The organism is Flavobacterium sp. NRK1, assembly GCF_024054175.1.
Taxonomy (GTDB): domain Bacteria; phylum Bacteroidota; class Bacteroidia; order Flavobacteriales; family Flavobacteriaceae; genus Flavobacterium.
On the sequence record NZ_JAMXLA010000001.1, the window covers coordinates 2,022,013 to 2,044,705 of the forward strand.

The 22,693-nt window shown below is 35.1% G+C and carries 18 protein-coding genes; 9 read left to right on the plus strand and 9 right to left on the minus strand.

Annotated elements, in window-relative coordinates:
* Window positions 1–27: 27 nt before the first annotated feature.
* Together NHE85_RS09225 and NHE85_RS09230 are read left to right on the plus strand one after the other, a co-directional pair.
* Window positions 28–576 carry a DUF4136 domain-containing protein gene (locus tag NHE85_RS09225; protein ID WP_252811739.1) on the plus strand — a complete coding sequence of 183 codons (549 nt, stop codon included), beginning with the start codon at window positions 28–30 and terminating at the stop codon, window positions 574–576.
* 290 nt (window positions 577–866) lie between these two features.
* A complete protein-coding gene (locus NHE85_RS09230; protein WP_252811740.1) occupies window positions 867–2,627 on the plus strand; it encodes an aromatic amino acid hydroxylase in 1,761 nt (586 codons plus the stop codon).
* Window positions 2,628–2,673: 46 nt separating this feature from the next.
* On the opposite strand, the gene NHE85_RS09235 is transcribed toward NHE85_RS09230, so the two are convergent.
* The 4 genes from NHE85_RS09235 to alaS form a co-directional block, all read right to left on the minus strand.
* Window positions 2,674–3,630: a GSCFA domain-containing protein gene (locus NHE85_RS09235; RefSeq protein WP_252811741.1), complete on the minus strand. Its 957-nt coding sequence runs from the start codon at window positions 3,628–3,630 to the stop codon at window positions 2,674–2,676.
* Between the two features lie 79 nt (window positions 3,631–3,709).
* Window positions 3,710–4,474 carry a hypothetical protein gene (locus NHE85_RS09240; protein ID WP_252811742.1) on the minus strand — a complete coding sequence of 255 codons (765 nt, stop codon included), beginning with the start codon at window positions 4,472–4,474 and terminating at the stop codon, window positions 3,710–3,712.
* A 79-nt stretch (window positions 4,475–4,553) separates the two neighbouring features.
* A complete protein-coding gene (locus NHE85_RS09245) occupies window positions 4,554–5,303 on the minus strand; it encodes a hypothetical protein (protein WP_252811743.1) in 750 nt (249 codons plus the stop codon).
* Window positions 5,304–5,434: 131 nt separating this feature from the next.
* Window positions 5,435–8,062, minus strand: coding sequence for an alanine--tRNA ligase (gene alaS / locus NHE85_RS09250; RefSeq protein WP_252811744.1), 2,628 nt, complete (start codon window positions 8,060–8,062; stop codon window positions 5,435–5,437).
* 149 nt (window positions 8,063–8,211) lie between these two features.
* Between alaS and NHE85_RS09255 the strand changes: the two genes are divergently transcribed.
* Genes NHE85_RS09255 through NHE85_RS09275 form a run of 5 tightly spaced genes read left to right on the plus strand, consistent with a single transcriptional unit; the run spans window position 8,212 to window position 11,373 of the window.
* A complete protein-coding gene (locus NHE85_RS09255) occupies window positions 8,212–9,189 on the plus strand; it encodes a M23 family metallopeptidase (protein ID WP_252811745.1) in 978 nt (325 codons plus the stop codon).
* Window positions 9,189–9,518 carry a MerR family transcriptional regulator gene (locus NHE85_RS09260; RefSeq protein WP_252811746.1) on the plus strand — a complete coding sequence of 110 codons (330 nt, stop codon included), beginning with the start codon at window positions 9,189–9,191 and terminating at the stop codon, window positions 9,516–9,518. Before NHE85_RS09255 ends, NHE85_RS09260 begins: the two co-directional genes overlap by 1 nt.
* A gap of 11 nt (window positions 9,519–9,529) precedes the next feature.
* The gene (locus NHE85_RS09265) at window positions 9,530–10,117 is read left to right on the plus strand and encodes a LemA family protein (protein ID WP_252811747.1); all 588 of its coding nucleotides are present in this window, start codon (window positions 9,530–9,532) and stop codon (window positions 10,115–10,117) included.
* A gap of 3 nt (window positions 10,118–10,120) precedes the next feature.
* Window positions 10,121–10,558, plus strand: coding sequence for a TPM domain-containing protein (locus NHE85_RS09270; RefSeq protein ID WP_252811748.1), 438 nt, complete (start codon window positions 10,121–10,123; stop codon window positions 10,556–10,558).
* The gene (locus tag NHE85_RS09275) at window positions 10,558–11,373 is read left to right on the plus strand and encodes a YgcG family protein (RefSeq protein ID WP_252811749.1); all 816 of its coding nucleotides are present in this window, start codon (window positions 10,558–10,560) and stop codon (window positions 11,371–11,373) included. Before NHE85_RS09270 ends, NHE85_RS09275 begins: the two co-directional genes overlap by 1 nt.
* 40 nt (window positions 11,374–11,413) lie before the next feature.
* Here NHE85_RS09275 and NHE85_RS09280 read toward each other — a convergent pair whose 3' ends face one another.
* Window positions 11,414–13,039, minus strand: a complete 1,626-nt coding sequence (locus NHE85_RS09280) for a helix-turn-helix domain-containing protein (protein WP_252811750.1) — start codon at window positions 13,037–13,039, stop codon at window positions 11,414–11,416.
* 413 nt (window positions 13,040–13,452) lie between these two features.
* On the opposite strand from NHE85_RS09280, the gene NHE85_RS09285 reads away from it, so the two are divergent.
* On the plus strand, window positions 13,453–14,145 hold the full coding sequence (locus NHE85_RS09285) for a hypothetical protein (RefSeq protein WP_252811751.1): 693 nt from the start codon (window positions 13,453–13,455) through the stop codon (window positions 14,143–14,145).
* A gap of 17 nt (window positions 14,146–14,162) precedes the next feature.
* Entirely contained in the window at window positions 14,163–14,417 is a 255-nt protein-coding gene (locus NHE85_RS09290; protein ID WP_252811752.1) for a hypothetical protein, read from the plus strand.
* A gap of 61 nt (window positions 14,418–14,478) precedes the next feature.
* On the opposite strand, the gene NHE85_RS09295 is transcribed toward NHE85_RS09290, so the two are convergent.
* The 4 genes from NHE85_RS09295 to era all read right to left on the minus strand — a co-directional run bounded on the left by NHE85_RS09295 (window position 14,479) and on the right by era (window position 22,614).
* A complete protein-coding gene (locus NHE85_RS09295; protein ID WP_252811753.1) occupies window positions 14,479–17,310 on the minus strand; it encodes an outer membrane beta-barrel protein in 2,832 nt (943 codons plus the stop codon).
* Between the two features lie 92 nt (window positions 17,311–17,402).
* Window positions 17,403–20,219, minus strand: a complete 2,817-nt coding sequence (locus NHE85_RS09300) for an outer membrane beta-barrel protein (RefSeq protein ID WP_252811754.1) — start codon at window positions 20,217–20,219, stop codon at window positions 17,403–17,405.
* Window positions 20,220–20,297: 78 nt separating this feature from the next.
* Window positions 20,298–21,608 (minus strand): ribosome biogenesis GTPase Der, encoded by a 1,311-nt coding sequence (der, locus tag NHE85_RS09305; protein WP_252811755.1) that lies wholly within the window; start codon window positions 21,606–21,608, stop codon window positions 20,298–20,300.
* Between the two features lie 121 nt (window positions 21,609–21,729).
* On the minus strand, window positions 21,730–22,614 hold the full coding sequence (gene era / locus NHE85_RS09310; RefSeq protein WP_252811756.1) for a GTPase Era: 885 nt from the start codon (window positions 22,612–22,614) through the stop codon (window positions 21,730–21,732).
* Window positions 22,615–22,693: the final 79 nt, after the last annotated feature.

A 22,693-nucleotide genomic window follows, 5' to 3' on the forward strand; every position in this document is an offset into this window, starting at 1 on the left:
TGCTATGAACCATTAACTTTTAAAATTATGAAGACTGTAAAATTGCTATCGTTACTGTTTATTACAGCCATAGCTGCTTCATGCAGCTCTATACGGGTAAATTCGGATTACGATGATAATGCCGATTTTAACCAATATAAAACCTATGGTTTTTTTGACAAGGCTATAGAAAAGGCAGAAATATCTGATCTTGATAAGAAAAGAATACTTAACGCTATAGATGCCGAGTTTCAGAAAAAGGGATTTACAAAAAGTGATAACCCTGCATTACTGGTAAATATCTTTACCAAAGCCAGTAAAGAAGTCAACGTAAACCAATGGGGATACGGTGGTGGCTGGGGCTGGGGCTGGGGTTACGGCTGGGGCCCCGGTTATTGGGGTGGTAACTACACCTCTGTAAGTACCTCTACAGAAGGGACTCTTTTTATAGATCTTATAGATGCCAATAAAAAAGAACTTGTGTGGCAGGGAGTGGGTACAGGAGTATTAACCCTGGATCGTGATAAAAAGCAAGAACGTATAAATGAATTTGTTTCAGAGATCATGAAACAGTTTCCTCCGCAAAAGAAGAAATAATATATAACCGTAGTTTTTAAAGCTACGGTTTTTGTTTTTTTAGATTTTTTAAGAAACACATAATAAATTAAAAACTGTTGAGTTATATACTTACTGTTTTAATCAATTGTTATTTCAATTATTACTTTGTTTCTGTTAGCCACGGCGTAAGCCGTGGCTTTGCTTTTTTATTAGTTGCTTAATGTTTAACATAGGTTTGATAATTAGGGATTTTAAAATATATATTTTACGTTTTAATAATATTAAGTGAGAAATTCGTAATTTTACGTTATAAATAACGTTTGTATAACATGAATACACCTATAGAAAGCAACCCGCTGATAGACAGATTGCCAAAACATTTAAAACAATTTATCAAGCCACAGGATTATAATGACTATACATCTATAAACCAGGCAGTATGGCGTTATGTTATGCGTAAAAACGTAGATTATCTTAGCAGGGTTGCCCATAGCTCTTACCTTGAAGGATTAAAAAAAACAGGTATAGAGATAGATAATATTCCAAGCATGTATGGCATGAACAGGATATTACAGGAAATAGGCTGGGCTGCCGTTGCGGTAGATGGGTTTATTCCTCCTAATGCATTTATGGAATTTCAGGCGTATAATGTGTTGGTTATTGCTTCAGATATCCGTCAGTTAGAACATATAGAATATACCCCCGCACCGGATATTATTCATGAAGGGGCGGGGCATGCACCTATTATTGCTAACCCTGAATATGCTGAATATTTAAGGCGTTTTGGAGAAATAGGGTGTAAAGCAATATCGTCGGCAAGAGATTATGAAATTTATGAGGCAATTCGGCTTTTATCTATTCTGAAAGAAGCTGAAGGTACTCCTCAGGATGAAATTGATGCTATTGAAAAGCGTGTTGACGAGCTGCAAAATGATACTGCTGAACCTTCTGAAATGGCACTTATACGAAACCTGCACTGGTGGACAGTAGAGTACGGACTTATTGGTACAGTTGAAAACCCTAAAATATATGGTGCAGGACTACTTTCCTCTATTGGTGAAAGCGCATGGTGCATGACTGATAATGTGAAAAAAGTACCTTATGATATTGAGGCAGCTTATCAGGGATTTGATATCACCAAGCCACAACCGCAACTTTTTGTAACACCGGATTTTGCACATCTTAGCCTTGTGCTGGAAGAGTTTGCTAATAAAATGGCACTTCGTACAGGTGGTCTTAGCGGCTTGGAAAAACTTATAAAATCTAAGGCATTAGGTACTATAGAGCTTAGTACAGGTATTCAGATATCGGGTGTGTTTACTAATGTAATAGAAAACGAAGGTAAGCCGGTATATATACAAACCACAGGCAATACTGCATTGTCTTACAGAGAAAAAGAACTTGTTGGGCACGGAACATCATACCATGCTGAAGGTTTTGGCAGTCCGGTAGGTAGATTAATAGGTATAAATCTTTCGGTAGAAGATATGAGTCCACGTGATTTAATGGCGTATGATATTTATGAAGGAAAGAGAGTAACTCTTGAATTTGAAGGAGATATTACAGTAAGTGGAGAAATAATTACCGGAACAAGAAATATTCAGGGTAAAATAATACTTATAAGCTTTAGAGACTGTACTGTTACCCATAATGATACAGTGTTATTTCAGCCGGAATGGGGTATTTATGATATGGCTGTTGGTAAAAAAGTAGTATCTGCTTTTTCGGGTCCGGCCGATGTTAATAGTTTCGACCTTGTTACTCATGTTCCTTCAAGTAAAACTATTAAAGCTCAAAAATCTCCTGAAAGAGAAGAACTTGAAAGCTTATACTTAAATATCAGGAATATAAGAGAAGGTAAAGAGGCTAATCACAATATTGCCGAAACATTTAAAATACTTAAAGAAAAACACAGTAATGACTGGCTGCTTTCGGTTGAGATTGCAGAGTTGTTATATAAAGATAAAAACCAGGAGTTATTGCAGGATGTTATGCTGCACCTGGATGCCGTTAAAAAGAAACGCCCTGAAGTGGGGCATCTTATTGATGGCGGATTAGAACTTATATTTGAAAAAGAGAAAGTTTCTTAAATTGATCAAGAGCGCGAAAGCGCTCTTTTTTATTGGATGGTATGGCTTAAAAACTAATGTAAGGATGTTGTTTTTGCAGTGTTGCTATCTTATCATTTAGTTTAGATAAAAAAGCACTATGCTGTTCGGTATCCGGATTGAATGGTCTGTGTGAAAGGCCTTTCTGAATACTATCTGCAAGTTTCATTATTTCCTGTGCTTGTGGGGTGATATAAGCCTCTGTAAACCTGTTCCAGATGTATTCTATAGCTACAGTTGATGGATGTATCATATCTTCAGCATAAAAGCGATAATCGCGTAGTTCATCCATCATTATTTCATAGGAAGGGAAGTAATTCAGGTTTTTTGATTTTGACTGCGCATTCAGTGTTGTTTGCAGTCCGCTAATAAGATTTGCTTTACTCCACTGATTTTCTGTAAAACCATCTTTTATGTGCCTAACGGGTGATACTGTAAATACAATTGATATTGCAGGATTGCTTTCAGTTATCATTTGTATAATGTTCTCCAGGCTTTGTTTTACATCGTCAGCAGATAACAGTTCTTTAGTAAACTGTTTTTGAGGTACTTTATGGCAATTGGCAACAAGATTGTTGCTTTCGTTGTTTCTGTAAACCCATGCAGTGCCTAGAGTTATAATAAGATGCGTTGCGTGTTTCAGATTTTCAAGAGTAGCAGCACAGGCTACATTCAGATTTTTTAGTAATGTGTTTTTATCGGTAGTGCTAAGTTCAGAATGAGCGTCAAAACAATGCCATAATCCGTTATGTTCAAAAATATCAGCTTCGGTAAATTGTTTGTTATTAATCGCGTAGCCTATAAATTTTTCTAATGCCAGAGGGTGAAACAATATCCCAAAAGGATTGGTTGTATTTCTGAACTTAAAATAGTCAAACTTCTGCCCGATATTAACCGCAAAACATGAACCTAGGGAAACAATTTTAGAATTGTAATCTATAGGGTTATTACTTTTTGAAACAGGTATTTGGGTACTGAATTGCATTTTTTTAAATTATTCGTAAACTTAAAAAAGAAAACCCCAAATACAATGCATTTGGGATTTCACTTTTGTAGATTTAATATTATTCGTAGAAGTATTGATAATGATAAATTTCCTGAACGTTGAAGTTAAAGCCTGAATTAGTTTTAATGATCGCTGAAATAGGGAAATTCATAGTATTATATTCATAAGTATTGTCATTTACAATAATTTCACCAGACGAATCATGTATGATACCCTTCAGTATGTTTTCCCCTTTGTTTAAATTACTTACAATGCCTGTAACATTTTTTAAAGGAGCATTTTTTCCATCATAAATATAGTTGTAAGTCGTATTACTTCCATAATCATATACTATTGAATTATCGGATTCGGAATATAATATTGTATAGTTTTCTTCGCTAATTTGCCCTAGTTCTGTAAATTCTGTGACTGAGGTTGCTGATACTGAACCGTCATTATTATAAATATAAGTATAGGTAGTAGTAAAATCATAACTAGTATCATCGTTTTCTGGATAAATAATTTTAGTTATATCAGACTTGATTTTTCCATCATTGTTATATTCAAAAAAATCCTCTATGGTTACCTCAGAAGAAACAGATTTTGTATATGTTATCTGATTCCCAACATAGGTATATGATTCATAATATCCATCTGGCCCTGATATACCTATTAATTTATGCCCGTCATAGTTGTAATCATATGTAGTTTCTACTCCATCTTCATCAGTTATAACCATTTTTTTTAAGAGTAATGTATCTTCACTGTTTGCTGATTGCGAATCATCGCTGGAACATGATGCCATAAATAAAGCCAATACGGCCATTGTAATAATTTTTTTCATTGGTTGTTGGTTTGGTTAAAAAAAGTAAAGTCCCAAATATAAACATATTTGGGACTTTAGTGTTCTTATTTTAAAATGATTATTCGTAGAAGTATTGTATGTTGATTTGTTCTTCATCTCCAAAAGAATTTAAAACTTCTGTTGATGTTAACGGATAACCGGCTGCATTATAAGTATAACTGAAAACAGACGATTCATCATCAGAGCCTCCAAAATTGGCTGTATAAGTAACAGTATTATTTAGTCCTCCTCCGGCTTCAGGATAGCTTAGAGTCATTGAATCGTAGCTAGTTATATTTTTTAATGGGAAATTTTTGGAGTCATAAGTATATTGAAATACTTCACCATCAGATTCGTACTTGATAATATTACCATTGGTAATAGTAATAGTTCCTGTTCCTCCCTCATAAGTTTGAGAATCAAGGTCACCATAATATCCATTAACAGTTATTGTACCATTGCTATTGTAAATATATTCGTTTTTATCTCCTATCTCCTCATCAAAAGATAAAGTTGTAAATGTTGCAAGTTTATTATCTGAATTGTAAGTAAATATGTCTTCCTGAATAATTTCTCCTCCCTCGTGATATTTAATAGACGTAACTAAATCTCCCTCATATATATACTCATCATAAGAACCATCATTACGTGTTATTTTTGTTAGCTTTGTTCCGCTATAAGTAAATGTTGAAGTTAGAGTGCCTTCTGACGATGTCTCAATAGTTTTTTTAAGCAGCACAGTATTTTCAGTATTGTTTGATGTTGAATCATCATCAGAACATGATGCCATAAATAAGGCAATAGCTGCAATTGCAAAAATTTTCTTCATTGCTTTTGAAATTGATTGTTAATAATTGGTTTGCGAATATAGTAATTTTCTGATGCAAATTGTTAAAAAAAAGGGTTGCATTACTTTATTTAAAAAGTAATGCAACCCTCTTGTTTTTTTGTAATATATGTTTACCTGATAAAGTTTTCTGCGGCACTTAAAGCTTCGTTTATTCCTGCCGCATTTTTACCGCCCGCAGTTGCAAAGAAAGGCTGTCCGCCACCACCGCCTTGTATGTATTTGCCCAGTTCACGCACAACTTGTCTGGCATTAAGTCCTTTTTCGGCTACAAGCTCTTTAGAGATATAGCAGGTAAGCATTGGCTTACCTTCATCGGCAGTAGCTAATACAAGGAAAAGGTTATTGCCAAGTGTTCCCAGTTCATAAGCAAGGTCTTTCGCTCCTGTGGCGTCAAGATCTACCTGTTTAGCTAAAAACTGAATTCCGTTTATTTCTTTAAGCTCTTTAGCCAGTTCACCTTTAAGGTTCTTAGCCTTATCGCGAAGTAATGCTTCAAGCTGTTTTTTTAGTTTAGCATTTTCATCCTGAAGCGAAACTACAGCCTTAAGTGTATCCTGTGGATTTTTAAGAGCAGTATTAATTTCTTCAAGAGACTTTTCCTGTGTAGCAAAATAAGCTTTTACAGCTTCATTGGTAATTGCTTCGATTCGTCGGATACCTGCTGCCACAGCACTTTCACTCACAATTTTAAAGTACCATATATCGGCAGTATTGTTAACGTGAATACCGCCACAAAGCTCCATGCTGTCGCCAAATTTAATAGCACGCACGTTGTCGCCATATTTTTCGCCAAACAATGCCATTGCACCTTCTTCAACCGCCTGTTTGAACGGAATGCTTCTGCGTTCTACAAGTGGCAGATGTTCCTGAATTCTTGCATTTACAAAATCTTCAACTTCTTTTAGCTCACTATCACTAACTTTTGCAAAATGCGAAAAGTCAAAACGCAAATACCCCGGACTTACTAACGATCCTTTTTGCTCTACATGAGTTCCAAGAATGGTTCTCAAGGCCTGATGTAATAAATGCGTAGCAGAGTGATTGCTGGCAGAGTCGCTGCGAAGCTTTTCGTTAACCTTCGCTGTAAATGTTCCGTTTACGTTTTCAGGTAACTTTTTAGCGATATGTAATATAAGGTTGTTCTCTTTTTTAGTGTCAAGTACTTCAATAGTCTCATTAGCCGAAACTAATGTACCTTTATCGCCAACCTGTCCGCCACCTTCAGGATAAAAAGGTGTATTATTAAGTACGATTTGGTATAAAACACCATCTTTTTTAGAATCGACTTTGCGGTAACGCGTAATTTTTACTTCGTTTTCCGTCTGGTCATAGCCAACAAAAGTTTCAGTGTTGCCTTCGGTTAACAGAACCCAGTCATCGGTAGCAACTTCAGATGCAGCACGGGAACGGTCTTTTTGTTTTTTAAGCTCAGCATCAAACCCGGCTTTGTCATAACTCATTCCTTTTTCTTTAAGGATAAGTGCTGTTAGATCCTCAGGGAAACCAAAAGTGTCGTATAGTTCAAAGGCTTTAGCTCCTGCAACTTCTTTACCTTCTGTTTGTGTAACAACGTTTTCAAGCAATTGAAGTCCCTGCTCAAGTGTTCGAAGGAAAGAAGCTTCTTCCTCTCTTATTACATTGGTTACTAAAGATTGCTGTGATTTTATTTCCGGGAAAAATTCGCCCATTTGTGCAGCCAATATAGCTACAAGCTCATTAATAAAAGGCTCTTTTTTATCAAGGAAAGTAAAGCCGTAACGTATTGCTCTTCTTAATATCCTTCTGATAACATAACCAGCTCCGGTGTTAGATGGTAACTGACCGTCGGCAATAGCAAAAGCTACTGCACGAACGTGGTCTGCAATAACTCTGATTGCTATATTTACTTTTTCTTCGGCATCATTTGCTGCCTTAATAGTATATTTTACACCTGTTGAGGTTTCAATTTTTTCAATAAGCGGCGTAAAAACATCAGTATCGTAGTTAGACTGCACATTTTGCAGTACCATGCAAAGGCGCTCAAAGCCCATACCGGTATCTACATGTTTTGCAGGAAGTTTTTCCAGAGAGCCGTCTGCTTTACGGTTAAACTCCATAAATACATTATTCCATATCTCTACTACCTGCGGATGGTCATTATTTACAAGCTCTTTGCCCGATATTAATGCTTTCTCTTCTGCAGAACGTATATCTACATGGATTTCAGAACAAGGCCCGCAAGGACCCTGATCTCCCATTTCCCAAAAGTTATCTTTTTTATTGCCGAATATAATTCGGTCTTCGTCTATCAGTTCCTTCCAAATATCATAAGCTTCCTGGTCAAAAGGTACATTTTCTTCAGGGCTTCCTTCAAAAACACTCACATATAAAATGTCTTTGGGTATTTTATATACTTCGGTTAAAAGTTCCCATGCCCAGTTAATGGCATCTTTTTTAAAGTAATCGCCAAAGCTCCAGTTACCAAGCATTTCAAACATAGTATGGTGATAAGTATCAAAACCTACATCTTCCAGATCATTATGTTTACCCGAAACGCGAAGGCATTTCTGGGTGTCGGCAATACGCTTGCTTTTTGGTGTGCCGTTGCCAAGGAAAAATTCCTTAAACTGGGCCATACCCGAGTTGTTAAACATAAGCGTAGGGTCGTCTTTTGTAACTATAGGTGCAGAAGGCACTATTAGATGGCCTTTTTCCTTAAAAAAATCTAAGAATTGTTTTCTGATATCCTGGGATTTCATATTTGGGCTGAAATTTTATTTTATCATTAAAAGCAGTCGTTAACCGAAAAATAGCTGTAAAACCGTAACATTTATTACATTTGTTCGTTTATCAGTTATAGCGCCTGCAGGCATTTTGCCTAAGGTGCAAAAATAGAATAATTTAGAACATGGCGAAGGTAAAATATTATTACGACGCAGAAAACTTAGCATATAGAAAGATAAAGCGCAAGAAGGGGCGCAGTATAGGGTATATTGTACTTTTTTTAGTAGCATCGGGCCTTTTTGGTTTCCTGTGTTTTGTGGCTCTTTTAAATACTCCGTTTTTTGAAACGCCTAAAGATAAGCTACAGGCAAGGGAGATAGAAAATATGAAGATACGCTATGAGATACTTAACCGTAAAATGGATCAGGTAGATGAGGTTCTCAGTAGTATTGAAAGCAGGGATAATAATCTTTACCGTACTTATTTTAATGCATCTGCAATTCCCGAAGAACAGCGTAAAGCGGGTTTTGGTGGTATAAACAGATATAAAGACCTGGAAGGATTTGATAATTCCGAACTGGTTATAGGTACTACTAAACGCCTGGATGTTATTTCTAAAGAGCTGGTTGTACAATCTAAATCATTAGATGAAATAGCAAAACTGGCTAAAGATAAGGAAAAGCTGCTTTCGGCAATTCCTGCAATCCAGCCCGTAAAAAATGAAGATTTGCGCCATATGGCTTCTGGTTTCGGGTACAGGAGTGACCCTTTTACAAAAATCCGTAAGTTTCATGCCGGGATGGATTTCTCTGCTAAAACAGGAACGCCGATTTACGCTACCGGTGATGGTGTAATAGTGGTAGCAGATAATAAGGCATCTGGTTATGGTAACCATATCGTTATCCGTCACGGATTTGGATATAAAACTTTATATGGACACATGAGCAGGTATAAAGCTAAAGTAGGGCAAAAAGTAAAAAGAGGAGATGTTATAGGTTATGTAGGAAGCACAGGCCGAAGTGAGGCGCCACATTTGCACTATGAAGTACATAAAGGAGGACAGGTTGTAAACCCGCTTAATTTCTATTATGGAAATATTTCTGCAAAAGAGTACATTTTAATTTCTAAATTAGCTAACCAGGAAAATCAATCACTTGACTAATGCATTTAGAACTGCCGGAAAAAAGATATTATAGTATAGGCGAGCTTGCCAAGGCGTTTGATGTTAATGCATCACTTATACGTTTTTGGGATAAGGAATTTGATGTGCTTAAACCAAAAAAAAATGCCAAAGGCAACAGGATGTTTACACCGGAAGATGTAAAAAATCTGCAGCTTATTTATCATCTGGTAAAAGAAAGAGGCTTTACGCTTGAAGGAGCTAAAGTACACTTGAAAGAAGGACAGAAAAAAACATTGGACAAATTTGAAATTATCAGTAAATTAGAAGCTATTAAAACCAATTTAATAAATCTTAAAAACGAACTTTAAAACAGACACAAATGAAAAAATGGATTATCCCCGTAGTTGTTATTGTTATTATTGCTTTATGGGCAATATCTTCGTATAACGGACTTGTGAGTGTGAGGGCAGAGGCGAGAACGGCATGGTCTAATGTTGAAAGCAGCTACCAAAGGAGGAATGACCTTATTGGTAATCTTGTTAAAACAGTACAGGGAGCTGCAGATTTTGAGAAAAGCACGCTTACAGATGTTATTGAAGCAAGATCTAAAGCTACTTCAGTTACTGTAGACCCATCTAATATTACTCCTGATCAATTGGCACAGTTCCAACAGGCGCAGGCCGGTGTTTCTGGAGCGTTATCAAGGTTACTTGTAAACGTTGAGCGTTATCCTGACCTTAAAGCTAATTCCAATTTTCTTGCACTTCAATCACAAATTGAAGGTACAGAAAACAGGATCAATGTGGCACGTGACCGTTACAATGAAGCTGTAAATACTTATGAAGTAAAAACAGAAAGATTTCCGGGTTCTATTTTTGCAAGTCTGTTTGGCTTCGAAAAAATGGCAAGGTTCAAATCTGAAGCAGGTGCAGAAAAAGCGCCGGATGTACAATTTGATTTTAAATAAAATATGTCAGACGCTAAACACTTTTTCACACCTGATGAAGAGCAGCTAATAGTGAATGCTATTATTACCGCAGAAAAAAACACTTCGGGCGAAATAAGGGTACATATAGAAAATCATAGCGAAAAACCTCCTCTCGAAAGAGCTAAGGAGGTTTTTTACCTTTTAAACATGGATAAAACTAAGGCTCGTAACGGGGTACTGTTTTATTTGGCTACTACAGACCGCACTTTTGCCCTTTTAGGTGATGAAGGGATAAATACTGTAGTAGAAGATGATTTTTGGGACTGTACTAAAGATGTTGTTATAGACCATTTTAAAAATAACCGTTTTGCACAGGGACTTGCAGAAGGAATACTAAGAGCTGGAGATCGCCTAAAACAGTATTTTCCTTATGAAGAGGATGATGTTGATGAACTGCCTAACGAAATTTCTAAAAGTTAATGAAGAATTTATCACTCAAAAGCAGTAACCTGCTTTTATATATTTTTTTGTTTATTACTACAATTAGTTTTGCTCAAACGGGCAAAATACCACCCAAGCCATCCTTTGAGACGAGCTATTATGAAATAGGGACTAAGTTGTTAGATGAAGGGCAAAAGAAAACTATAGAACAAAAACTTATTAATTATGCCGACAGCACCTCAACCCAAATAGTTGTTGTAGTTGTGCCTACCACTGATGGGCAGGATATAGATCGTTATAAGGTCGACTTAGCTCACTCATGGGGAATTGGCCAAAAAGGTAAGGACAATGGAATATTACTGCTGGTAGCAAAAGATGACAGGAAAGTTGCAATTGCATCGGGTTATGGTACAGAGCATTTGCTTACTGATGCCATGTCAAAACTTATTATAGAAAATGATATACTTCCGGCGTTTAAGCAAGGTAATTTTTATGCAGGAATAGATAATGGCACTACTGCTATTATGCAGGTAATGAAAGGGGAGTATAAAGAGCAACGTAAAAATTTAAGAAAAGGAAAAGGCAGTGATGGTGGAGGGATTATTTTCTTTATAATCATTTTTATAGTTATTATAATTATACTTTCTAAAAGAGGCGGCGGCGGAGGCCGTGGCGGAAGACGCGGTTTTGGCTCAGACCTTGCAGATATACTTATCCTAAGCAGCCTTGGGCGCAGTGGCGGTGGCTTTGGCGGGCATAGTTCCGGAGGTGGCGGCTTCGGTGGCGGAGGTGGTTTCGGTGGCGGCTTTGGCGGCGGCGGTTTCGGCGGCGGCGGAGCATCCGGAGGCTGGTAAATATAAAAAGAGAGAGGCTGCATTTGCAGCCTCTCTCTTTTTATTCCTGTTCCCGGTTAAGTTCAGTTACGAAATAAGAAGGATAGATACCTGTTCTTGCAAAAAAAGCTTTAGAAAAATGCTGTGCAGTATTAAAGCCGGCTTCTTCTGCCAGTGCTTTAATAGTATAATTTCTGAATTTATTATCTTTTTTAAGCAGGTCTACTATATAATCTATCCTCAGATCGTTAAGGTAATTAATGTAATTTTTGTTTCTGTAATAATTAATAATCTTAGATAGATAATTAGTGTTTGTATTAAAAGAAACCGCCAGATTAACCAATGTAAGATCTTTTTGAAGGAATTTATTGTTTGCCTCAAATTTTTCAAGTTGTTTTAAAATGGCATTTACAACTTCCTGATTTATATCCAGTTGTTTAGGTTCTTCTTTTTCCTCGTGAATAATCACGGTTTCGTTATTGCTCACAGAATTTGTAAGCATAAGCTCGTCAAACTTTATCCTGTAATTACGTTGATTGGTATAATAACGATAAAGAAGGTACAGAGTAATCAAAAATAAAATCCCAAGGCTTATAAAAAGAATATAATTAGTATTTTCCTGTTCATCAAGCTCTTTTTTTAATTGTTCCCGGGCTAGCTCCAGCTTATGAGAGTCGTATTCTTTATGTACTTTTCCTGAAATATATTTGAAATTACGGGTAAGCAGGCTATCAGCTTTAAGGAGTTTTTCTACATAATGAAGCTGCATTTTAGTATTATGCTCCTTTTTATAGTAATTGATCAGAATTTCATAGTTCTCTCTTAAGTCAGGTCTTATATAGTTTTTTTCTACAAAGGCACGGTCAACTTTTCTAAAATAATTTAAAGCTTCATCAGTATCATTTAGCGCTAAATAGCTTTTGCCTAAATAAAAGTAACCAACGGTTTCATTTGCAAAGTCCCCTGCTTTGGCTAAAATAGGGGTTGATGCTTTTAGTTTTTCTATAGATGTTTTATAGTTGTTAAGTGAGTATTGATTTATACCTTCTGAATGAATAAAATAATTTTTATCAATATCATTAGTTTGTTCAGATGCTTTAAGACCTTCATCATTTGTTTTTGTACATAAATCGTATTTTCCGGTTTTATTATAACAGAGGCTTAAAGCATGTAAACAATTAATATACCCTTTAATATCATTAGTTTTAAAATACTTTGCTGATTCTTTAAGTGAAGGTATAATTTCTTCATAAAATCCCAAATAGAATTTTATGGTTGATATATGGTATTTTATTATATATTTTAAAGATTCATTATGTGTGTTTTCAGCATGTTCATTGGCAATGATATAGTTGTCTAATGCTTTTTGATATTTTTTTTTACTATAATAAACAGATCCTTTAGCTATATACCCCGTAGTAATATATTCTTCATTATGAATATCCCTGCCATGAATAATCATACTATCTGCGTAGATAATATTTTGTTCAGGTTTAGAAAGATAAACCATGTTTTCGTAAGTGTAATTTATCTCTTCATGGTTATTTTCCAGCTTAGCCTTTTTAAGACAGGCAGATAGATACATCCATGATTTTTCAGGATTTTTAGTTTCATAAAAATCTACTTTTCCATTTAAATATTTATAGGATTTATTTTTAAGAGAGTCGGGAAGTTTTTGTGCAAACAAAAACTGATAGTTAATCAGATATAAAAAAAGCTGCAGGAGAAGAGTTTTTTTTATCATATTCAATTGTCGGTGAATAATTATACAACATATTCATCATTTAACAGGCTTTTCAAACCGAAATGACCTGTCAGAATTGTAAAGATAGCCCATTTACAATTAAGATTTGGTTATAATTGTTTTTTTGGTTTAAGTCTTTGTAAATCATTGTTTTTAGTGTAAAAGTTTGAGGTGTAATTCGCGAATTCGTAGAGTTTAATTCGCGAATTACATTCTATATCATTTGTACAGGCATGCGTACAAGTGTAGTTTTGACTTCGAAATCCTGAAGAAATTCGGGTAAGATCTAAAAATAAATTCACCTGGCCAGGCGAAAATGAAACTTAAAAATTATTTCATAATTAAATTTTTTTACCATGAAAAAGTTCATTGTACCTGTCCTGTCCGTATTTTTTTTCATGTCTTGCACCGCAGACGAAACACTTTCAGAAAGTGATAATTTAGAGATGCCTAATCGTGACCATATAAAACTAAAAAGCTTAGACATTGCAAAAAATCCAGCCAACAATTTAGATTATATTGGTATTCTTCATGCAGAGATATTAGAAGGTTATATCCAAGATTATAGCAGCTCAACGGAGTTAATATATGTTATAAACGGCGTAGAAGCTGTTGCTTTCAATGATACTAATTTTTATTCTATTTTAAATAATTATCAGGGTTTGAATGCTAATGAGACAGAATGGGTAATTGATAACACTATTAAACCTCAGGAAATAATAAACATTACATATATGAGCCAAAGAGGTAAAGATCAAATGTCAAGTTTTATATCAATGCTTGATTCCTTTGAAAACGAGCAATATTCTATGGTTTACAATACTATAACTGCTTTCGAAAAAAAAGTCGACACGGATTCAAGTTTGACAGGAATCGATAAGCAAACCATTTTGGCTACAACTTCTACAGCAAGATATTCAATAGCATTTGAAAATAGAGGGGGCGGACGTGGATGGAATAAAACAAAAGTTGGAATTATAGCCTCAATCAATTCTGATGTTGCTGAAGCCGTAACCACATCTGTTGCGGCAAATATAATGGCAGAATAACTTTAAATATACTTATTATGAAGATGCGTTATTTTTTATTTGTGATACTTATTATTTCCAATATAATATGCCTTTATCTTATTATAGATTTATCAAGTTATGATGGAATGATAAGCTATCTTAAAAATGGTAGTGAAAAGTTTACTAATCCGAGGCAGACTGCCATGGTATTTTTAGTAACCTGTTTAGCCAACCTGCTTTTTATTTCGGCTACTCTTATGAAGAGTATAATTTTTTCAGATAGTAATAAAAGGCCAAGTATGAGGTTTTAGTCAGAGTAGTGCCTGCTATTACCTTATTAAAAAGGGCTGCTTTAAGCAGCCCTTTTATTTTTTAGAAAAACCAAAAGCGGTCATTGGAATCATCATTATTTTTCTTTTTGCCGAATTTATCAATCTTAAGGCTCAAAGAGAACATTACATAACGTTTTAGCACAGTATTTTGTGTGTCTGTAATAGAAGTAGGAGATATATAGCGCATAGTGCTTAAGTTCTGATTTAGTAAATCATATACCTTTACTTTAAACATAAGTTTATCATTAAGAAAGTTATATCCTAAACTGGTATTCCATAAAAAGAAATCTTTTTTATATCCTGCACCAAGATTAGAATTGTAAGTATATGTGAAATCATTGCCAAAAACTACGTGCTTAGGCCAATAGTTGGTAGTCTGCACTCCTACTTTATGAATAAAGTTTGATGAAAAATCAGAGCTGTAATTGGTATAATGTGTTTCATTGTATTCAAAGCTGTATATAGGGCTTATGTTTAATAATTCGCCATAATCATAAGATAATCCTACTTTAGGGCCAATTCTATAAGATCTGGCTTCATACATCTGTTTATTTGTAACACCTTTATTCAGAGCATATCCTCCGTTAAAAGAAAGGTTAAGCCTGTATTTGTGGGCAGAATCTTCATTTTTAATCTGTTTACTCCAGCTGGCCCCAAACCAACTATCAAATGTTCCGCTGATGTTACCATATGTAGTAGTTTGTTTACCTCCTGTATCTAAGTCTGTAAATCCGGCGACACTGCTCTCATCATAGCTTCCTCCTGCATAGAATGAATAACCTGTATGTGAAGCATAGTCATAGTTATACAAGCTCATATAAAATGAATGTGCTTTATTAGGGTTAAGGTTTTCATTACCTATTGTAGTGTATAAAGGACTGCTTAAATCGGCTATTGGCAATATTTCAGCTGCCCTTGGCATAGTTACCTCATAACTATAATTAAGATATAATGACTGTGATTTTGTAAGTTTAAAATTTAAATATCCATTTGCCCACGGTAAAAGGTAATTTTTATTTACAGTATAATTGTTACCCATATAGCTTCCAAAGTTCTTAAAATCAATTATAGAGGTTCCGAGGCCAACTCCGAAATAGAATTTTTTCTTATTTATGCTTATATTCGTATATGGGGTAATTCTTGTTTCGTTGCTCCTAAGGTAATTGGTTAGCTCATTATATATATCTGTAAAGCCTCCGGTAACTTCGCTGAATTTATAACCTTTTCGGTTTTCAACATTTGTAGTGTTGTTGTAAGTAGCTCCCACACGTAATCTGAGGGAATCTGTAATGGCTTCATTAAACTGCAAATTACCTCTGTAAAAGTCTCTGCTTTCTCTGTTTTTTCTAAGCTGATTCCTTATGTCTGCTCTTGTTTCATAAATTCCGTCATTATTTGCATCTTCATAAAAATAAGTGTCTGACTGCGTATATTCTTCTGCATCTTCAAGCTTATTTTCGGAATTGAATTCAAAACTTAATGATCTTCCCTTTTTGTTAAGGCTTTTTGTATAATTAAGATTTGTTGTAAAGGCGTTATTATCTGTATCACTATGGTTAGATCCTGAAGATTCGTTTAACAGTCTGTTGTCCTGATTACGGGTTGTTCTCTGTGAAGTAGAAGTTGTTTTTGTGTTTGCTTTTGAAAACTTTGGAGAAAAGAAAATTGTTGAGGTGGAGTCAACTTTAAATTCAAATTCAGAGTTTAAATTATGCGCATATTTAAATGTATCTGTTCTTGAAGATGATTCGCTTGTCTGCATTTTATCTGCATTAGGATCATTGGGGTTATCTGGTAAAAACACCTGAGATCTTGTTTTATTATTGTTATCCGTATCGGCACTGGTATAAAAATAATTTATGTTCGGATCAAACCCTTTAAACCATTGATCAGCATAAGTAAGTCCGAATATATTGGTTCTTGTTATACCGCGACTGCCACCAAACTGCATTCCGTTTACACCAAAACTTCCATCACTGCTGGTGTAAAAAGAGTTATTTCGGCCTCCGTTCATGCTATCAAATATTTCATCCATACTAAATCCGGTAGTATTGATATTGTTAGATGATGCTAACAGGCTTATTTTCCGGTTTCCTTTAAAATAGTTAATCAGGGCATTACTTTCATAACGTTTATTGCTGCCATAACCGCCTACAAACCGTCCAAAAAAACCTTTATTCTTTTCTTCATCTATAGTTAAGTTTATACTGGCATTGTTACCGCTTGCTTTATCCCCGGTTAATTCTTCTGTTTTAGTTTTTGTGTCGGTAACCTGTACTTTATTTATTATCTCTGCCGGCAGATTTTCAAGTGCTATTTTCCCGTCTTTATCAAAAAATGGTTTACCATTAACAAGTATCTGGTTTACTTCTTTACCATTTACTTTTATCTTTCCGTCATCACCAATTTCCACACCCGGAAGCTGCTTCAGTAAGGTTTCTACATTTGCATCAGGTCTCACTTTAAAAGATGCAGCATTAAATTCTAAGGTGTCTTTTTTTATTCGAATAGGAGGTATCTCATTTTCTATAAGTACCTCATTTAATTCAGTAGATTTATCGGCTAGCTTAATTGTCCCAAAATCTCTGTCTTCGTTAAGATTATCAACCTGCTGCTTATAATCGGCAAGGCCTATATAAGAGATTTTTAAAAAAACAGCTTTATCCAGTTTACGGATTTTTAACTGCCAATTTCCATTTTTATCTGAAATAGTGTAGTCAACTATTGTAGAGTCTTTTACTGAAGTTAGGTAAATTGTTGCCGATTCCAGTGGGAAATTTTGATCATCTGTAACTTTGCCTTTTAAATTTATAGTTTGTCCAAAGGCAGTAGTAAGGCTTAAAAAAAGCAATAAATTAATAATATTGCGCATTTTAGTTGGTTTTGGTTAGTAGGTTAATACTTATAAAACCGCTAATTAACAATTTTAGTATGACTAATTCTCTAAAAATTTAATTTTTTGTATTAATTCTTTCTTCTCCCCCTGCCATTTCTTTTTCCTCCCTGTTTGTCTTTACCTGTTTTTCCTCCAAATTCTCCAATTTTATAACTAAGGGAAAACATTATGTAGCGTTTTAATACCGTGTTTTCCTGGTCTGTAATTGTGGTAGGGCCAATAGTTCTGGATGTGCCTAAGTTTTGATTAAGTACATCATATACTTTTACCATAAACATTAAATCGTCATTAAGAAAGTTATAACCTATGCTTGTATTCCATAAATAAAAATCTTTTTTAAAATTCCCTGAAATATTTGAGTTATAGGTATAGCCAAAATCATTTCCAAAAACTACATGTTTTGGCCAGTAGCTGGTAGTCTGTAAATTAAATCTATGTACATAATTTGCAGTAGAATTAATTCTGTAATTGGTATAATTATATTCATTGTAATTATAATGATAAGAGGGGCTTATAACTAAAAGTTCTCCATACTCGTATGTGAAATTTGCATAAGGGCTAAGGATAATTGATTTACTATTATATAATTTTTCATTAAGAAACCCTTTATTAACATTATAGGAAGTGCCTAAACCAACTCCTACACGATAAGTATTGGCCTCTTTAGTAAATGTTTTATTCCAAAAAGGATTTATATAAGCGCTCATTGCACCTGAAATATTCTTATAAGTGGTCTCTGTTATACCGCTATCATTAGTTTTGCTGTAGGAAGTAACCTGATTTTCATAAAAAGAAACATTTGCCCACAAGAAAAAACCCGATCGTGAAGAGGTATTATAGTTTCGGTAATTGGCTCTGATGCTATGGCTGCCTGTGGGTGAAAGATTTGGATTTCCTATATATGTATTTAACGGATTACTTTTATCTTCAATAGCTAAAAGCTGATTTGCCTGAGGATAATTTACACTATAATTATAACCTCCGGATATGGATGTGCCTTTTTCAAACCGGTAAGATAAGTTTAAATTAGCCGACGCCACTACATAATCTTTATTAAACCGGTATTCTTTATCTACATAAAACGCATAGTTTTTAAATGAGGTTACATCGGTACCTAAATTTATATATACATTTAGCTTGTTTTTAGAGATATTTATGCCTGTTCTGGGAGAAAAGGTAGTAGTGCGGGAAAATGTATAAGAAGAAAGTGAATCGCTATACACAGAATATTTTCCTGTTTCTTCATCAAAATCATAGGTATGGCGATTATTAACTGTGCTGCTGGTATTGTATGAAGTACCAATATTAATATTTAAAGAGTCGGTAATAGGCTCTGTATATTCAAATCCTGCCGAGTAGCTGTCACTATTGTCTTTATCATAAATTATCTGGTCACGGTTGTCAACTTCAGTTTCGGTAACGCCTGCCGGATATTTATATTTTACAGTATTAGACTGGTTTAATCTGTTCCCGTCATTTTTTGTATTGTTATTATTCATTGTTAAGCTGATTCCTCTCCCTTTTCGCGAATTGAATGCTTTATAGTAAGTAAGCTGATTACTAAAACTATTATTGTCGTTTTCAGTTACAGATGATGCCTTGCTTTCATTCATTGGCCTGTTATCAGTTAACCTTTCTGAAAAGCTTTCAGATTTATTGGTTGTTTTAGAATTCGAAACTGAAAATTTTGGAGTAAGACTTATTGTTGATGTAGAATCTATTTTAAATTTAAAATCGGTATTAAAATCATGTGAAGTTCTGTCATTCTCAGATCGTGAGGTAGAATTTGTCCTGTAACTTTTATCTATAATCGTTCCCGGGTTATCTTTATCTTCACTTTCCGGCAAATAATTTATAGCATCGGTACGGTTGTTGTTTTCTGTATTACTGTTTTTATATGAATAACTTACCGAAGCATCAAAATCTTTAAACCATTCATCATTATAATTAAGTCCGAGTAAATCAGATTTTGTAATACCCCTTCCGCCCCCCGAAAAAGCGGAATATGTATTTCTTCCGCCTCCCATACTGCCAAATATATCATTCATAGAAAATCCGGAGGCATTAATATTGTTGGAAGAAGCCAGGAGGCTTATCTTTCTCTTGTCTTTAAAGTAATTTAAAATAGCGCTGCTTTCATATCGTTTATCACTGCCATAACCGGCTAGAAACTTCCCAAAGATTCCCTTGTTCTTGTCTTTTTTTATGGTAAGGTTTATAGAAGAATTATCGCCGCTTGCTTTTTGGCCGGATAGTTCTTCCTTCCGGGTCTTTGTGTCGCTTACCTGTACTTTATCTATAATTTCAGCAGGCAGGTTTTTAATTGCTATTTGTCCGTCCGAATCAAAAAACGGCTTGCCATTTACTAATATTTGGTTCACCTCTTTTCCGTTTACTGTAATCTTGCCCTCGGTGTCAATATCTACACCGGGTAATTGTTTTAATAGGGCTTCAACATTGGCATTGGGCCTAACTTTAAATGATGATGCATTAAATTCAAGGGTGTCTTTTTTTATCCGGATAGGAGGTACTTCCGATTCAATAACAACTTCGTTAAGTTCTGTAGCCTGGTCTTCAAGCTTTATTGTTCCAAAGTCTGTATCCTGTTCTATAGCTGCATATTCTTTTTTGTAGTTAGCAAGTCCCACATAAGAAATTTTAAGAAAAACAGGATCGGTTATCTTTTTTACTTTTAGTTCCCAGTTCCCGTTTTTATCAGAAATGGTATAATCTACAATAGATGAGTCTTTAACTGTAGTTAGGTAAATTGTAGCTGCTTCAAGAGGAAAATCCTGTTTGTCAGTTATCTTTCCCTTTAAGATTATATTTTGTCCTAGGGCAGATAGCGAGCATAAAAATAGTAGTAGCGTGAGTATCTTATGCATAAAAAAATTAGCTGTTAGTAAGGGTATCCCTTAAAAACAGCTAATTAAGTATATTAGTATGGTTTTTACAAAAAAATATTATTTCTGGCGGAAGTAAATATCAATTGGAACACCGGAGAAATTATATATTTCGCGCATCTTATTTTCAAGAAAACGCTTATAGGGTTCTTTTACGTACTGTGGCAGGTTGCAAAAGAAAACAAACTGCGGGGTAGGAGTAGGCAGCTGCATACAAAATTTAATTTTTACATACTTACCTTTAAGCGCGGGTGGCGGCATATTTTCAATAATAGGCAGCATAGTTTCATTAAGCTTAGATGTAGCTACGCGCTGTTTCCTGTTTTCAAATACCTCAACTGCGGTTTCAAGCGCTTTTAGTAAACGCTGCTTAGTAAGTGCAGAAACAAACAGGATTGGCACATCTGTAAACGGTTGAAGTTCCTCACGAATTTTGCGTTCGTAATCGCGGGTAGACATAGTATCTTTTTCAACAAGATCCCATTTATTTACTAGTATTACTACGCCTTTACGGTTCTTTTCTGCAAGCCAGAAAATACTTTGGTCCTGACCTTCAAAACCACGGGTAGCATCTATAATAAGAATACAAATATCGCTGTGTTCAATAGCTCGTACAGAGCGCATTACAGAATAAAACTCTAAATCTTCCTTAACTTTTGCCTTACGGCGAATACCCGCCGTGTCAACAAGGTTAAATTCAAACCCGAAACGGTTATATCTGGTGTCAATGGCATCACGGGTAGTACCTGCAATATCAGTAACTATATATCTGTCTTCACCAATCAGTGCATTTATAAACGATGATTTACCGGCATTGGGACGGCCTACTACTGCAAAACGCGGTAGTGCAATAGCATTTTCGTCAGGAGCTTCGGCTTCAGGCATTAATTTTACAAGGGCATCAAGCAGTTCTCCGGTCCCGGATCCATTCATACCTGCAATGGTATAGTATTCACCAAGCCCAAGATTGTAAAATTCTACGGCATCTTTTTCGCGCATGGCATTATCTACCTTATTTACAGCAAGTAAAACCGGTTTTGTAACTTTCCTAAGCAGTTTGGCAACTTCATCATCCATAGGTGTAATGCCTTCTTCAACATCTACCACAAAAATGATAACATCGGCCTCATCTATAGCAAGCTCTACCTGACGGCGTATTTCGGCTTCAAAAACATCTTCAGATCCCTTAATATAACCTCCTGTATCTATAACAGAGAATTCTTTGCCATTCCATTCACTTTTACCATAGTTCCTGTCGCGTGTAACCCCGCTTACAGAATCTACAATGGCTTCTCTTCGCTGTATCAGTCGGTTAAAAAAAGTAGACTTACCTACATTTGGCCTTCCTACAATAGCTACTATATTATTCATTCCTTATTTTTAATTTTTTGCAAAAGTACGTATAAAGTTGCAGAGTTGCTAAGTCGTTCAGTAACTAAGTTTTCATAGAGCTTTACGAACCTAACAGGTAAATTTAAAGCTGCTTCAAAACTTACTTATTGTCATAACCAAACCTTCTCAGCTGGTATGCGTTGTTTCTCCAGTTTTTATTCACTTTTACAAACATTTCTATATGTATCTGTTTTCCGAAGAATTTTTCAAGATCCGCTCTTGCTTCAATACCTACTTTTTTAATAGCAGATCCTTTATGGCCTATTATAATACCTTTTTGGGTATCACGTTCAACCATAATTACAGCTTTTATACGAATTATATCGTCATCTTCAATAAATTCTTCTGTTTCAATTTCTACAGCGTACGGAATCTCTTTATCATAATGTAAAAGAATTTTTTCGCGAATAGTTTCATTTACAAAAAAACGCTCCGGTTTGTCTGTAAGCGCATCTTTAGGATAGTAAGGCGGCGATTCGGGCAATAGCTCCAGTATGCGGTTAAATACTTCTTTTACATTAAAATTTTCAAGTGCAGATATGGGGTATAATTCAGCATTTGGCACTTTTTCTTTCCAAAGCTCCATTTGCTCTTCCAGTTGTTCCTGGCTTGATTTATCTATTTTATTAAGTAATAAAAGTACCGGTATTTTAGAATGTATGATTTTATTAAAAAAAGATTCGTCTTTTAATTCCTTTTCGCCTATCTCAACCATGTATATAAGTATATCTGCATCTTCAAATGCCGATTTTACAAAATCCATCATAGACGATTGCAGCTCATAAGCCGGTTTTATAATTCCGGGAGTGTCTGACAGTACAACCTGAAAGTCTTCACCGTTTACAATACCCAAAATGCGGTGACGGGTGGTTTGTGCCTTAGATGTAATGATAGACAAACGCTCGCCTACAAACGCATTCATAAGGGTAGATTTGCCCACATTTGGGTTACCAATAATATTTACAAAGCCTGCTTTGTGTGCCATAATAAAATAATTAAGCTACAAAGGTAGGCATATCAGCGCAATAGTAGAAATAAAGCAGAAAATAAAAGATTTTTAGGCG